This is a genomic window from uncultured Nonlabens sp., assembly GCF_947495285.1.
Lineage (GTDB): Bacteria > Bacteroidota > Bacteroidia > Flavobacteriales > Flavobacteriaceae > Nonlabens.
Window position 1 is genome coordinate 1 of record NZ_CANLXZ010000047.1, and the last position, 13,900, is coordinate 13,900.

The 13,900-nt window shown below is 33.4% G+C and carries 10 protein-coding genes and 2 tRNA genes; 2 read left to right on the plus strand and 10 right to left on the minus strand.

Features of this window, described 5'->3' with window-relative positions; translation table 11 throughout:
- Positions 1–295: 295 nt before the first annotated feature.
- The 4 genes from Q0838_RS13570 to Q0838_RS13585 all read right to left on the minus strand — a co-directional run bounded on the left by Q0838_RS13570 (position 296) and on the right by Q0838_RS13585 (position 3,498).
- Positions 296–381, minus strand: a tRNA-Leu gene (locus Q0838_RS13570).
- A 56-nt stretch (positions 382–437) separates the two neighbouring features.
- Positions 438–509: transfer RNA gene (locus tag Q0838_RS13575), tRNA-Gly, on the minus strand.
- An 89-nt stretch (positions 510–598) separates the two neighbouring features.
- On the minus strand, positions 599–3,208 hold the full coding sequence (gene mutS / locus Q0838_RS13580) for a DNA mismatch repair protein MutS (RefSeq protein ID WP_298956238.1): 2,610 nt from the start codon (positions 3,206–3,208) through the stop codon (positions 599–601).
- Positions 3,209–3,351: 143 nt separating this feature from the next.
- Positions 3,352–3,498, minus strand: a complete 147-nt coding sequence (locus tag Q0838_RS13585; RefSeq protein WP_298956241.1) for a hypothetical protein — start codon at positions 3,496–3,498, stop codon at positions 3,352–3,354.
- Positions 3,499–3,528: 30 nt separating this feature from the next.
- Here Q0838_RS13585 and Q0838_RS13590 point away from each other — a divergent pair, with 30 nt between their 5' ends.
- Positions 3,529–5,886 (plus strand): histidine kinase, encoded by a 2,358-nt coding sequence (locus Q0838_RS13590; RefSeq protein WP_298956244.1) that lies wholly within the window; start codon positions 3,529–3,531, stop codon positions 5,884–5,886.
- Between the two features lie 62 nt (positions 5,887–5,948).
- Positions 5,949–6,683, plus strand: a complete 735-nt coding sequence (locus Q0838_RS13595; protein WP_298956246.1) for a LytTR family DNA-binding domain-containing protein — start codon at positions 5,949–5,951, stop codon at positions 6,681–6,683.
- On the opposite strand, the gene murI is transcribed toward Q0838_RS13595, so the two are convergent.
- From murI to Q0838_RS13625, 6 genes are all read right to left on the minus strand, one after another.
- Positions 6,680–7,465 (minus strand): glutamate racemase, encoded by a 786-nt coding sequence (gene murI, locus Q0838_RS13600; RefSeq protein WP_298956248.1) that lies wholly within the window; start codon positions 7,463–7,465, stop codon positions 6,680–6,682. The genes Q0838_RS13595 and murI overlap by 4 nt on opposite strands.
- A 205-nt stretch (positions 7,466–7,670) precedes the next feature.
- Positions 7,671–9,791 (minus strand): ferrous iron transport protein B, encoded by a 2,121-nt coding sequence (feoB, locus tag Q0838_RS13605; RefSeq protein WP_298956250.1) that lies wholly within the window; start codon positions 9,789–9,791, stop codon positions 7,671–7,673.
- A complete protein-coding gene (locus tag Q0838_RS13610) occupies positions 9,784–10,014 on the minus strand; it encodes a FeoA family protein (RefSeq protein WP_298956253.1) in 231 nt (76 codons plus the stop codon). The genes feoB and Q0838_RS13610 overlap by 8 nt, the downstream gene beginning before the upstream one ends.
- 76 nt (positions 10,015–10,090) lie before the next feature.
- The gene (locus Q0838_RS13615; RefSeq protein ID WP_298956255.1) at positions 10,091–12,808 is read right to left on the minus strand and encodes a carboxypeptidase-like regulatory domain-containing protein; all 2,718 of its coding nucleotides are present in this window, start codon (positions 12,806–12,808) and stop codon (positions 10,091–10,093) included.
- Entirely contained in the window at positions 12,732–13,463 is a 732-nt protein-coding gene (locus Q0838_RS13620; RefSeq protein WP_298956256.1) for a GLPGLI family protein, read from the minus strand. Before Q0838_RS13620 ends, Q0838_RS13615 begins: the two co-directional genes overlap by 77 nt.
- A 16-nt stretch (positions 13,464–13,479) precedes the next feature.
- Positions 13,480–13,701 carry a hypothetical protein gene (locus Q0838_RS13625; RefSeq protein WP_298956259.1) on the minus strand — a complete coding sequence of 74 codons (222 nt, stop codon included), beginning with the start codon at positions 13,699–13,701 and terminating at the stop codon, positions 13,480–13,482.
- Positions 13,702–13,900 lie beyond the last annotated feature (199 nt).

Consider the following 13,900-nt stretch of genomic DNA (forward strand, 5'->3'; position numbering starts at 1 on the left):
ATATCTAAATATGCTGTTCTTCCCATACATAAATATACAAAAAATATATGACATTATATAACTATATTGGTATTAGACTATCTAATATTTTTGCATAATTCTAAAATCCCACAACTTTTGGTCTTGATCCCAAATTTCCCTTTCTCTTTTTAAACGTTTAGGACGCTATTGTAAATAAACATAAAAGCAAGGCATACTGTAAAAAAGAAGCATTTTGAAAGTCCATCGAAAAGATGAGAAAAATCATTAAAAGATAAAAAAAGCCTCGTAATCAAAAGATTACGAGGCTTACAAGTACTCGAGACGGGACTTGAACCCGTACGGGCATTACTACCCATTGGATTTTAAGTCCAACGTGTCTACCAATTCCACCACTCGAGCGATTGTGTCAGCGACACATCATTGGTAATTAAAATTTATTTAAGAACAAATTTTAGAGCGAAAGACGAGATTTGAACTCGCGACCTCCACCTTGGCAAGGTGATGCTCTACCCCTGAGCTACTTTCGCATTATTGAAAAACTCAGTTGCTTTTCAAAGCGGTTGCAAATTTAACAACTTTATTTGTTCCACAAAGAAAAAAAAGAAAAAATATTCAATTACTTTTCTTTTTTTACGAGCATGCGTTTTATATCATTCAGTTTCATGAGTGCTTCTACTGGTGTTAAGGTGTTTATGTCTACCTGAAGAATTTCTTGTTTGATGTTTTCTAATAGAGGGTCGTCTAGATTAAAGAAGCTTAATTGCATTTCTTCTTCTTGTAAATCCTTCATCGCCTCTTTAGAGTCTTCTTGTTTGTGTGTTTTTTCTAATCTTTTAAGGATTTTATTAGCCTTAGAAATTACTTGTTGTGGCATTCCTGCCATTTTTGCAACATGGATACCAAAACTATGATGACTACCTCCAGCTACTAGTTTACGCATAAATAGCACTTTATCCTTAAGTTCTTTTACCTCAACATTAAAGTTTTTAATACGTTCAAATTGCGAGGTCATCTCGTTAAGCTCGTGATAATGTGTTGCAAATAGTGTTTTAGGACTAGAAGGATGCTCGTGTAAATACTCTGTAATAGCCCATGCTATAGATATACCGTCATACGTACTTGTCCCACGACCTATCTCATCGAGCAGTACAAGACTCTTCACGCTAATATTATTCAGAATACTTGCGCTCTCATTCATTTCAGTCATGAAAGTAGATTCTCCCTGAGATATATTATCACTAGCGCCTACTCTTGTAAAAATCTTATCAACGATTCCCATTTTCACCTCTTCGGCAGGAACAAAGCTCCCTATTTGAGCTAACAGAACAATTAAAGCCGTCTGTCTTAAAATGGCACTTTTACCACTCATGTTAGGACCTGTAATCATGATTATTTGCTGGCTATCTCTATCTAGCTGCACATCATTAGGGATATACGGCTGGTCTGCAGGAAGCATTTTTTCTATGACAGGGTGACGCCCATTTAATATAATCAAGTCATCGTTATCTAATAGTTCTGGACGTACATAATTTGATTGAATCGCATGAGATGCAAAGGAAATAAGACAGTCTAGTTGTCCTATTAATTGAGAGTTAGTTTGAATCGTTTTTATAGAAGGTAGTATCTCCCTTACTACTTTATCAAAAAGTTCTTGCTGTAATGCGTTGATGCGTTCTTCGGCACCTAATATCTTTCCTTCATATTCTTTAAGTTCTTCGGTAATGTAACGTTCTGCATTTACCAGTGTCTGTTTTCTAGTCCATTCTTCTGGCACTTTATCTTTATGTGTATTTCTTACCTCTATGTAATAACCAAAAACATTATTGCTAGAAATTTTAAGGCTAGTAATTCCAGTTTCTTCAGCATGTCTGGCTAGCATATTATCTAGGTAGTCTTTTCCTGAAGTTGCAAGACCACGCAACTCATCTAACTCTGCATGATAACCTTGAGCAATCGTATTACCTTTTAAGATATTTACAGGAGCGTGCTCATCAATAGCTTGCTTAAATAAATCTATTAAATGTATACAAGGATTTAAGCTCTCTCCTATGATCTTAAGAGCTTTATTATTTGAGCAAATAGCTTTTTCCTTTACTGGAATAATGGCCTCTAAACTATTTTTGAGTTGCACCACTTCTCTCGGACAGATCTTACCTACAGCAACTTTAGAAATCAATCGTTCTAAGTCGCTCATACGCTTTAAATAAGATTTGATCTCTTCTCTTTGCTCTTGTGATGTGGTAAAGAATTCTACTATTTCATGACGTTTTTTGATTTGAGAAGCATCTTTTAACGGAAAAGCCATCCATCTTTTGAGCATGCGACCACCCATTGCCGTTGTAGTCTGGTCGATGACGTCTATTAAAGTAACTGCGCCCTGGCTAAGTGGTGTGTAAAGTTCTAGATTACGTACTGTAAAGCGATCCATCCACACAAAATTATCGTCTTCTATACGAGAAATATTTGATAAATGATCTAGTTTATCATGTTGTGTCTCTTCTAGATAATGCAGTATAGACCCTGCAGATATTAATGCTTGATCTAATTTCTCTACCCCAAAACCTTTCAAAGAATTTACCTTAAAATGTTTAAGCAACGAGTCTTTTGCAAAATCTATTTGAAAAACCCAGTCGTCTAAGTGAAAGAATGGTAAATCATATGGAAACTCTATTGCTAGAGCTTTTTTATCATTACGAGTTACTAAAAGCTCGCTAGGGTTAAAGTTTTGCAGTAATTTATCCACTTCTTCTTTAGAACCTTGAGACACAAGAAACTCTCCTGTAGAAATATCTAGAAAAGCTACTCCATATAAATTCTTATTTACAGAAAGAGCTGCAAGAAAGTTATTTGTCTTTGAACTAAGAACTTCATCATTAAGTGATACTCCAGGAGTTATTAACTCGGTCACACCACGTTTTACAATACTCTTAGTCTGTTTAGGATCTTCTAGTTGATCACAAATAGCAACACGTTCACCTGCTTTTACCAGTTTAGGCAAATAAGTATTTAACGAGTGATGTGGAAAACCAGCTAACTCTATCTGGTCGCCACCATTATTACGGCTAGTGAGCACGATGTTAACAATGCGTGCTGTTTTAATAGCATCTTCACCGAAAGTTTCATAAAAATCTCCAACTCTAAATAACAATAACGCGTCAGGATATTTAGTCTTGATCTTATTATACTGCTGCATTAAAGGCGTTACCTTCTTTGATTTAGTGGCCAAAATTGATACTTTTTTATGAATGTCAAAAGTACGATTTAGCCACTGTCATCAATCCCAACCTAAAAACTTTTTTCAACAGTACATTACACTCTTAAAAAAGTTATTTACTAGTAATAATTAACGATTAGGTAATTGTTTAATATCTATCGATTTAAAAAACTACAAATGAAGTACAATGAGGGAACTCTTACTTTGAATGAGGGAAAATAAATGGTTAGTGAGTCAGCTTTCGCGAAAGCGGTAAAAACACCATCTATACTGCCCAAAACGGACATTTTAACGTGGCTCATATATTTTTTAATGACTAAGTTTACATTTTAATGAAACAGCTATTCACCTTACTAATTGTGTTATGGAGCCATCAAACCTTGATGGCACAAAACAATGGGATTAGAACATTGAGGACTCTAGAAACCACCATGACTCTAGAAGGTCGTGTTCTTAATGAAGATGGAACACCTATTTCTGGAGCAAATGTAGAAGGTAAAATGGGCCGCTATGCAACTACCGACGCTCTTGGGAGGTTTAAACTACCTGCAAATATGGGAGAAGAAATAGTGATAAGAGGTCTTGATTTTGAAACTGTTTACTACCGCATTAGATCTAATGAAGATATAGAAATACGCGTCCAGAATCCAGATCAAGACACTAAAAAACTAAGCTCCATTTCTTACCATGTTGCTATGGACAGCGCACAATTTTATTTGAAGAAAGACGCACAAAAAACTGCCGATTTTCTTATCGCTGCATTATCTAACGATTCCAGTTCACTAACAACAGCACAACAAAGCGCAGTATATGAAAAACTAGGAGATCTTTATAAATTAAATAAACAGTACGATCTTGCAATAGATAATTACACGCAAGCAGAAACACTAGAGAAATCGTTTAAAATCACCATTAAAAAAGCAGACGCACTGCAATTAAACGGTAATTATCAAGAAGCCATTACTGCATACAACACACCTTATTTTTCAAACAAAAAAGCAGGCAAATCTACTCCTCTTTCCATAAAAGATCAACTCTCTAGACTTAATGGTCTAGGAGATACTTATGCAAAAACTAACAATAATAAAAAAGCGATTGAATACTATAAAATAGCATTAGATATTGCTCAAACCAGTGATTTAAAGAATCCAGTTACCACTATCAACTCAAAAATAGCAGCTCTTTTAAATGAGATAGGTCAGGTAGACGACGCAGAGTCCTATTACAACACGGCTATTAAAGAATCTAAAAAAGAGAGCGCCAAGGCAAATGTGGTCACACAATCTCAAACTGCAGATTTCTACAATAGCCATGCACAATTTGACAAAGAAATAGCACTGCGCAAAAACAACATACAACTGCTAGACGGAATAGCCGCTGAGAAAAAAAGGGTAAAAGGAAAACCAGAAAGTATTACAACAGACAATAAAGAAGGTTTTTTAAACAGCCCTGAAGTCATGGCCCACTCAGAAAGTATTTCTGAGAGCTATGAGATGGAAGAAATAACAGTGCATAGCCCGGTAGAAACTACCTCAATCACTACTGCAACAGAAAATATCAACCTAGGATTAACCAAGCAAAAAGAACAACTAAAAATAGCTGAGGCTTTAAAGGCTCAAAATAAAATTAGTGAGGCAATTACTTTCTTTGAGGCAAGTCTAGAAGAGGCAACCGTAAACAACGACCTTGCAATTAAGAAAGATGCCTCAAAAAGTCTTTATAAACTCCATAAGCAAGCAGGAAACACTAAAAAAGCGCTTTCTTATAATGAATTATACATCAACACTATAGACGCACTTTATTTAAAAAAAGAAAACGAACTAGAAGAAACGGCTAGAAAAGAAAAAGAGCTAGTTTCAAAACAGACTAGAATTCTTACCTTAGAAAAAGATCGCAAACTTACTGAGAATAAAATAGCATTAATTAATACCCAACGTGAACTTACAGAAGAAATGAACCAGCGACAGCGCTGGATTATTTATTCTCTCATTGCGCTAAGCTTGTTATTACTTACCCTAGCTTATTTTATGTATCGCAATAATAAACAGCATAAAATCAACAACCTCTTGCTGGCATTAAAATCATTGCGCAGCCAGATGAATCCGCATTTTATATTTAATGCATTGAACTCTGTAAACAACTACATTGCTCAAAACGACGAGCGTGCTGCAAACAAATACCTAACAGATTTCTCTAAACTGATGCGCAGCGTTCTAGAAAACAGCGAGTTGGATTTTATACCGTTAGAGAAAGAAATCGATCTACTAGGACTCTATTTAAAATTAGAGCACGAGCGTTTTAAGGATAAGTTTGATTTTAAAATTACGGTAGACCCAGCAATTGATAATACAAAGTTAGAAGTGCCGCCCATGTTGTTACAACCCATTATTGAAAACTCAGTATGGCATGGGTTAAGGTATAAAGAAGAAAAAGGTTTTTTAAAAATCGCTTTCGCGAAAGCGGAAAACGGAATCCAAGTCACAATAACAGATAATGGAATAGGTAGAAAAAAGTCCAAAGCCATAAAAACCGAACATCAAAAGAAGCGGGATTCCAAAGGACTAGGTAACATTAAAAAACGTGTCGCTTTATTAAATGAATTACATGATTGTGAGATAGAAATCATTTTGACCGACGCAGGATTAAGTCCAGATGTTGGGACTACCGTTGTTGTAAGATTTCAGACTTAACCTCATTTATGAGAAGCCGTTCATCAAAACAAAATTTTAAAGCTGATCCATAAAATAAATCTATGAAATTAACCGCCATAATAATAGAAGACGAGCAAATATCTAGAGATATTTTAAAAAACTATATCTCAAAATATTGTAAAGATATTGATGTACTAGATGAGGCTACAAATGTAGATGAGGCTTTTATACTACTACAAAAAACAGAAGTAGACCTAGTTTTTCTAGATGTAGAAATGCCTTATGGAACTGCGTTTGATCTACTGGACAAATTACCTGACCGTACTTTTGAGACCGTTTTTGTAACTGCTTATGATCAATATGCAAAAGATGCGCTTAATCAACAGGCGGCTTATTACCTGACTAAACCTATTAACATAGATGAGTTGATAAAAGCAACCGAGATAGTTAGGTCTATTAAAGACCGTGAAAACGAAGTAAATCTAGATGTGAGGATTAAAGAAGAGAACAGCTCACAGCTCACTGATAGGATTACTATTCCTACCCAAGAAGGTTTTGAAGTATTGCCTATAAAGGATATTATCCATTGCACTGCAGACGATAATTACACTCATATTTTCTTAGAAAACGACAAGAAGCTAGTCTCTAAGACCTTAAAACATTTTGATGATATGTTATCTGATAAAGGTTTTGCACGCATTCATAAATCGCACTTAATTAATGTATCTTATGTAACAGCTTATAAAAAAGGTAAAGGTGGTAGTGTGATGTTAGGTGATAAAGAGCTGCCGGTAAGTCCTAGTAAAAAATTAGCTTTATTTGAGTACTTTTCTTAAAAATCTAGTAATTGTAAATTGCGATTTGCGATTTCTTGAGTTAATGCATCTAGAACATCTATCTTTAAATTAGAGTACAAGCGGTGCTGACTAGGCACTGTATCAAAATTAATTAAGTTTTGAGACTTTAACACGTTTAAAGTCTGTCTTGCTACTGCTGCACCAGAGTCTATAATACGCACACGAGCAGGAAGCAAGTCTTGTAGCATTTCTTTTATATATGGATAATGACTACAGCCCAGAACTAGATAATCGATGCCAGAGATCATAAATGGCTCTGTGATAGCTATAAGAAGATCACGCATTTCTAGGCTATCTGTTTTACCAGCTTCTATGAGCTCTACTATACCAGTCCCAACTATCTCTATGGTATTTACATCTTGTGTAAATTCTTTTTGAGTTTTATTAAACAACTCACTGGACAGTGTTCCTCTGGTCGCAAGAATTCCTATTTTCTTAGTATCACTTTTAAGTGCAGCAGGCTTTATAGCTGGCTCTATACCTATAAAAGGTACGTCATAGTTTGCTCTTAAATAAGAGATAGCATTAGTAGTAGCTGTATTGCATGGTACAGCGATAAGTTTGCAATTCTGACTTAATAAATATTCTGTATTTTTAATGCAAAGCTCAATAATTTCTTGCTTAGACTTGCGGCCATAGGGTGCATGTTTAGAGTCGGCAAGGTATATGGTGTTTTCATGCGGTAACAACTCTATTACCTCTTTCCACACACTCGTGCCGCCTACTCCAGAATCAAAAAAACCTATCGGGCGATCATTCATATGGTAAAAATAGAAAATTCTAGTCTAGATAATTGATTTTAGTCTCGCTTTCGCGAAAGCGGAACCGTCAAAATCTAATGACAGCCACAATCACCATCACCACAACTAGATGAGTTAAATTTTTTAGGGAAAATAGATTTTCTAAATAACCAAAGGATAGCAACAACAGCTATTACAAATACAGATATAGTTTGAAAAATTTGCATTACCTGAGAAATTGATAAGCTCCTAGTGCTACAAAATATGCGGCAGCAGTCATGAATAAAAATTGAATCGCAGGCCATTTCCAGCTATTAGTTTCTCGTTTTACTATAGCTAGCGTGCTCATACATTGCATGGCAAAGGCATAAAAAAGCAGTAGAGAAATACCACTAGCAAAGTTAAATAAAGGCCCACCTAGAATAGGATTAGTTTCTGCAGCCATACGGTTTTTAATCGTTTGCTCTTCTTCTCCATCACTTTCTACACTATAAATAGTAGCTAGAGTACCTACAAAAACCTCACGCGCTGCAAACGAGCTTAGTATGGCTATTCCTATCTTCCAGTCGTACCCTAGAGGGCTTACGGCTGGCTCTATCCCTTTACCTATGTAACCTATAAAACTATATTCTAATTCATGAGAGGCGATCTTTTGATCCATTTCTTGATCACTTAAGTTCTGTCCAGCATATTGTTCCTTTACAATGGCCTCTGCATTATTAAATTGTTCTCCTAAACCATAACTAGCAAGAATCCATAAAACAACAGATATAGCCATGATTATTTTTCCTGCTCCTACTACAAAACTTTTGGTCTTTTCAATTACCGTGATAGCTACGTTTTTAAACATAGGTAACTTATAAGCTGGCATTTCCATAACAAAAAATGTTTTACGCTTAATAGGTAGTATTTTATTTAATACCCATGCAGAAAATATAGCCGCACCGAAACCTAATAAATACAGCAACATAAGTGTAAGTCCCTGCATATTAAAAACACCACCCAGTATACGCTGATCTGGAATAACTAGAGATATGATAATTAAATAAACCGGTAATCTAGCAGAGCAGGTTGTAAAAGGCACGACTAGTATAGTAATTAAACGTTCTTTCCAGTCCTCTATGTTTCTAGTTGCCATTACTGCTGGTATCGCACAAGCTACTCCAGAGACTAGCGGCACAACACTTTTACCACTAAGACCAAAACGTTTCATGATATGATCCATAAGAAAGACCACACGGCTCATGTAACCGCTTTCTTCTAGAATGGCTATAAATAGAAATAGAAAGGCTATTTGCGGTATAAATATGACTATCCCGCCTAGTCCTGGTATGATACCTTCTGACAATAAATCTGTGAGTGGTCCTGATGGCAGCACGTTATTAACCCAAGTGCTCATACTAGCAAATGCTGCATCTATCCAGTCCATAGGATAAGTACTCCAGTCATAAATAGCCTGAAAGATGACAAATAGAATCGCAAAAAATATTAAGTAACCCCACACTTTATGTAATAGAATACGATCTAACCTTGTTCTTATATCCTTTGCATGTGCCGTATCAACAGTGAGTACTTTTTTGAGCAAACCATTTATAAATTGATAACGTACCACGGTTTCTTTGTGTTGCATTTTCTTTAAGTCGGCCTCTGACTTAATATCAAATTTATGCTGTTTCAGGTCGTCTAGCTCTCTATTGCGGTCTAGTTTACCAAAGTTGACATCTTGTGTAATAACTAGCCACAGCTTATAAACCTGCTGGTTAGGATATGCTTTTTTAAGTGTATCGAAATAAGCTACATCAATTACCGATGCATTTACACAAGGTTGAGAAGTGAGTTGTTTATAATTTGCTATCGCGTTTTTAAGATCTCTAATTCCTTCATTTTTACGAGCACTAACTAGAATTACAGTTGTGTTGAGTTCTTCTTGCATCAAATCTATATCGAGCGATATGGCTTTGCGCTCCATACGGTCTGCCATATTAATGACAAGAATCGTGGGGATTTCAAGATCTTTTATTTGAGTAAAAACTAGTAAATTACGTTTCAAGTTTTCAATGTCAGAAACGACTACCGCAACATCTGGAAAATCTTTAGAATTTCTATTTAATAAAGTTTCTACAACTATACTCTCATCTAGAGAAGTGGTGTTTAAACTATAAGTTCCTGGTAAGTCTAGAATATGCGCTTTAAGACCACGATCTAGTTTACAAATCCCTTCTTTTTTCTCAACAGTAATTCCTGGATAATTACCAACCTGTTGATTGAGTCCAGTTAATCTATTAAATAAAGACGTTTTTCCCGTATTAGGATTACCTATAAGAGATACATTAATCGATTTACCCATGGATTTCAACGCTTATTTTGACTGCTGTTTCTCTTCTTATAGCGAGATGCGTTCCATTAATATCTAGATAGATAGGATCTTTAAATGGTGCTGATTGCATCATGGTTACTCTGTTACCAGGTAAACAACCCATTTCAAGTAATTTTAATGGTACGTCTATTTCATCAAATTCCTTGATGATCGCGGTTTCTCCTCTCTTTAAATCTGCTACAGTAGTTATCAATTCTTATTTAGAATAAATTTGAATAAGTAAAAGTAAGTCATGATTATGGTTTGATAAAATTTATGTTGTTAATTACTTAAATTTTATATTCACAACTTAACATAAATTGACTTGGTAATAATAATGTTTGGTTTTCAGTTACCGAAAATGCTGCAATTGCTGTACTAGAAACAAAACGATTATTAAAAATATTGTTGACTGTAAATCCAAACCTCCAAGGACTATTATTAAATGAAAAATCTATTTTAGCATTTGAATTAGAATATTTTTGTATATCATCTGATTGATTAAGCCAAAAGTCATTTTGACTTAACTCTAATATAATGCCATCTCTTATCGAATAAGAAACTACTAAGTCAGATTTATACGTCTTAAAATTATTTTTGCTAATATTTGAAGATAATTCTTGATGTTTACCTTCAAATTTATAGTACAAATCCCAGTTACTACCCTTGGTAAGATTAATATTTATTCCATAGCTTAAGGTATTCTGTTTATAATTAATTTGTTCAGAATTAATGAAACGTCGGTAATCGTACAAATTATACCCACCAAAGAACTTAAGTTTAAGTTTTTTCCAATAAGTATTATAGAAAATACCGTTGTTAAAGTAAAGGTCGGATTGTTGTCGCGTTTTAATACTGTTAATTAAATCGTTATTATTAATTATGACATCATTAACATTCACTTTTAAAGTTTTAATTAAGGACGAATAAAAATTAAATGAAGTCCCTTTTTCTAGATTGCTAGTTAGGTAATTTAGACTAAATTTATCTATGATATTGTTATCAATGTCTAAACTTCCCTGATAAATTTGATTGAAGGTTGCTAGCACGAATTTATTGGCAAACTTTTGACTATCTTCTAATTTGGACTGACGATTATATTTAAATCGAAACCTAGAACGGCGAACTTTATAGTCTATAGTTAGGGAAGGTAAAATAATCGTTTCAAGTTTTGATATAGAACTTGTTTGTTCTGGAGACAAGCGCCAATCGAAACGCTTAGCCTCTATACCTGCTAAAAACAGCCAAGACTTTAATCGTTTTTTAAATTCTAATCCAGATGTAAGTATATACTTTTCTACACCTATGTCATTATTGAAATCAGAAACACTGAAATCAACTATGCTTTCATCAGCTAAAAATTGTAAATCATTAGTAAAGTAATCACTTTCACTAGCATCAAAAGACAGGTAAGGATATAGATGTGAATTTTTATTAATTATTTTATAGTATTTTGAATGTAATATTAATTTATTTAACTCATAATTTCTTAAACTCGACACTTGAATCTCTGATTGTTCCATTACAGGAACTATTTCAGGATAAATATTTGAATTTGATATAATATTATCAAAATCATTTGACTTGTTTATTTGCCCGTCTAATTCTATCGAAAAAACATCTTGATTCTTTAATTTATTAGTAATTGAAAAAGTCTCCCTAATGTTAACCGACTTATTGTCTGATAGATTATCAACATTTTCCAGTGTATTAGACTGACTTAAAATATTCGAAGAATTAACAAGGTCATTGTAAGAAATCGAAAAATAAGACAAAACTTCTGTTTTAGGATTTTTATATTTCAAATTAACAGCACTGTTACTAATGAAAAAATCTTGATAACTATCTGATCTTCTAGATTCATTAACATTATCTACAGATTCATAAGATATATTCTGATTTTCCTTAAAGCCTCGATCCAACAAACTATTGATCGTGTACGCATTAACGCTTGTCTTATCACCAATCTGTTGAGATAAATTCCCTGCCAACAAACGGTTTTTACTTGAAAAGAATTGATTATTATTTAATAATTTATAATAAAAATTTTCAAAATCTAATGGCTTTTGTGTATTAAAAAGAGAACCATCGTTTACAAAAGCTAGATAGTCTTCTGCACTTAAGGCGTCATCTCCATAATTATTAGCGTCTGTAATTACATTAATACCTGTTCTAGGAGAGTAATAAAACAAGTTACCTTGAGCAAGATAGTTTTCGTCGAAGGCGGTTCCAGCTTTTAGATCTCCAAAGTAAAATCTTTTTTTATTTTTTTTGAGCTTTATATTTAAAGCTAATATATTACTTTCTGCAAAATTCTTCAACAGTGCTATTTCTGCAAAATTATCGATAGCTTCGATTTCATCAATAACATCAGCAGGAATATTGTTTACTCCTAGCTTTTCATCGCCGTTAAAAAAGTCTTTGCCGTCTACTAAAAATTTATCTACTGGTTTACCGTTAACTTCAACGTTACCTTTGCGATCTACGTCGATCCCTGGTAATTTGTTCAAAACATCTCTTAACTTTCTTTCTTTTTTGTTTGTAAACTGATCTACACGAAAAGTGGTCGTGTCTCCCTGAATTTTTACAGCTAATTTCTTAGTTATAATTATAGTTTCAAGTGTCTCATTTGTAGATGATAGTATAATTTTAGAGAATGAATCTTTCGATTCGTTGACCATTTTCACATATTCAGAATACCCCAAATAAGATATACTAAGTTTATAAGTTTTATTAATTCTAATTTGTGAAAAAAACAGTCCATCTTTATTTGTGATCGCAAATTCAATTTTTCCATTAATGGAGTCCACAGGTTTCAATAACACATTTGCATACTGTATTGGTGTGTCCAAAGAATCCGTAACTCTTCCAGAAAACTCGATATTCTCTTGAGCAAAAATAAAATTAGAAACACTTAAATATAAAATTAAACTACATGCGTGAACGAACAGCTTCTGCTCCTTTTTTGAAATAAATTTGTGCCTCTTTATATGTTTTAGTATTTTCAAAATCGATTTTTTCCTTTTTCAAAACATTTTCGTGTGATTCAATCTGGCTAGCTGTGATTGTAGTTATGGGTGTTTTTATCTGTAGAATAGGACCTGGTAGACCACTAAATAAACTAGGGCCTCCGTTAAAATTTAATTCATTTGTAAACCAAAATTCTCGAGGGGTTGTATTTGTATAAAGTGATTTATCTTTATATTTAATTACTGCTTTTGTACATTTATATCCTAAAATATTTTTAACCTCATTAGTAATTTCCCATGAAAACAATTGATTATAGTCATACTCAATAGTAAAACCTCTATTATCATCAAATCCATAACTAACTATTGAATTACCTTGAATAAATGTGGATAGGCCAAGCATTTTCAGGTCCATGTTAAACATAAAAGATTCATCAATGGACATTCCTATCTCAGTAGAAATATTATATTCTCTTACATTATTACAGTTGACAATTATTTCAATATTTGATGTACGCTCTTTTAAACCACTTATATATTTTTTAAACTCTAAAATATCTTCTGTTTTAGAGTTTTTTGGAGCAAAATCCTCAATATCATTAATTAAGACAGAATAAGTCACTTTAAGGTTTTGACTTAAAGTGACATTAGTCAAAAAGATTACTAGTACTAGAAACGGAGTTCCTTTTAACATTTATATATGTTTTAGATTATAAATTCTCATTAACACACTTCTTATATGCATAAAAATGATAATCGTAAGCAGCATCGTAATCTCCATTTGTTAAAGTAATAGCAACCCTCCAAGCTCTCGCGGCCACTGCCTGACAGTCTACTGTTTCAATATTATCATTATCAAGCTCAACGGAACTAAAACTATTTAGACCTAAAAACATACAAAACAACATTGGTAGAATAATAAATTTCTTCATAATAAAAAAGATTTTGATTAATTATGAAGTAAAGTAAAGTAAAGTAAAGATAAAAAGCAAACTTTATAAAAATAAAAATATAGAACCTTTAAAAATTACACCTTCAAATCAGCATAAAAAATTTTATAGAGGTAATCATCTAAATACTTATCTTTAAAGTCAATAAAAAGGTTTAAATATGGATGTTTTCAAGGGTCAA

Bases quoted from the DNA above. Each gene is read 5' to 3' on its own strand.
- Q0838_RS13625 (WP_298956259.1), bottom strand. From the start codon at position 13,701: ATGAAGAAATTTATTATTCTACCAATGTTGTTTTGTATGTTTTTAGGT.
- murI (WP_298956248.1), bottom strand. From the start codon at position 7,465: ATGAATGATCGCCCGATAGGTTTTTTTGATTCTGGAGTAGGCGGCACG.
- Q0838_RS13585 (WP_298956241.1), bottom strand. From the start codon at position 3,498: ATGAGCCACGTTAAAATGTCCGTTTTGGGCAGTATAGATGGTGTTTTT.
- feoB (WP_298956250.1), bottom strand. From the start codon at position 9,791: ATGGGTAAATCGATTAATGTATCTCTTATAGGTAATCCTAATACGGGA.
- Q0838_RS13620 (WP_298956256.1), bottom strand. From the start codon at position 13,463: ATGTTAAAAGGAACTCCGTTTCTAGTACTAGTAATCTTTTTGACTAAT.
- Q0838_RS13595 (WP_298956246.1), top strand. From the start codon at position 5,949: ATGAAATTAACCGCCATAATAATAGAAGACGAGCAAATATCTAGAGAT.
- Q0838_RS13590 (WP_298956244.1), top strand. From the start codon at position 3,529: ATGAAACAGCTATTCACCTTACTAATTGTGTTATGGAGCCATCAAACC.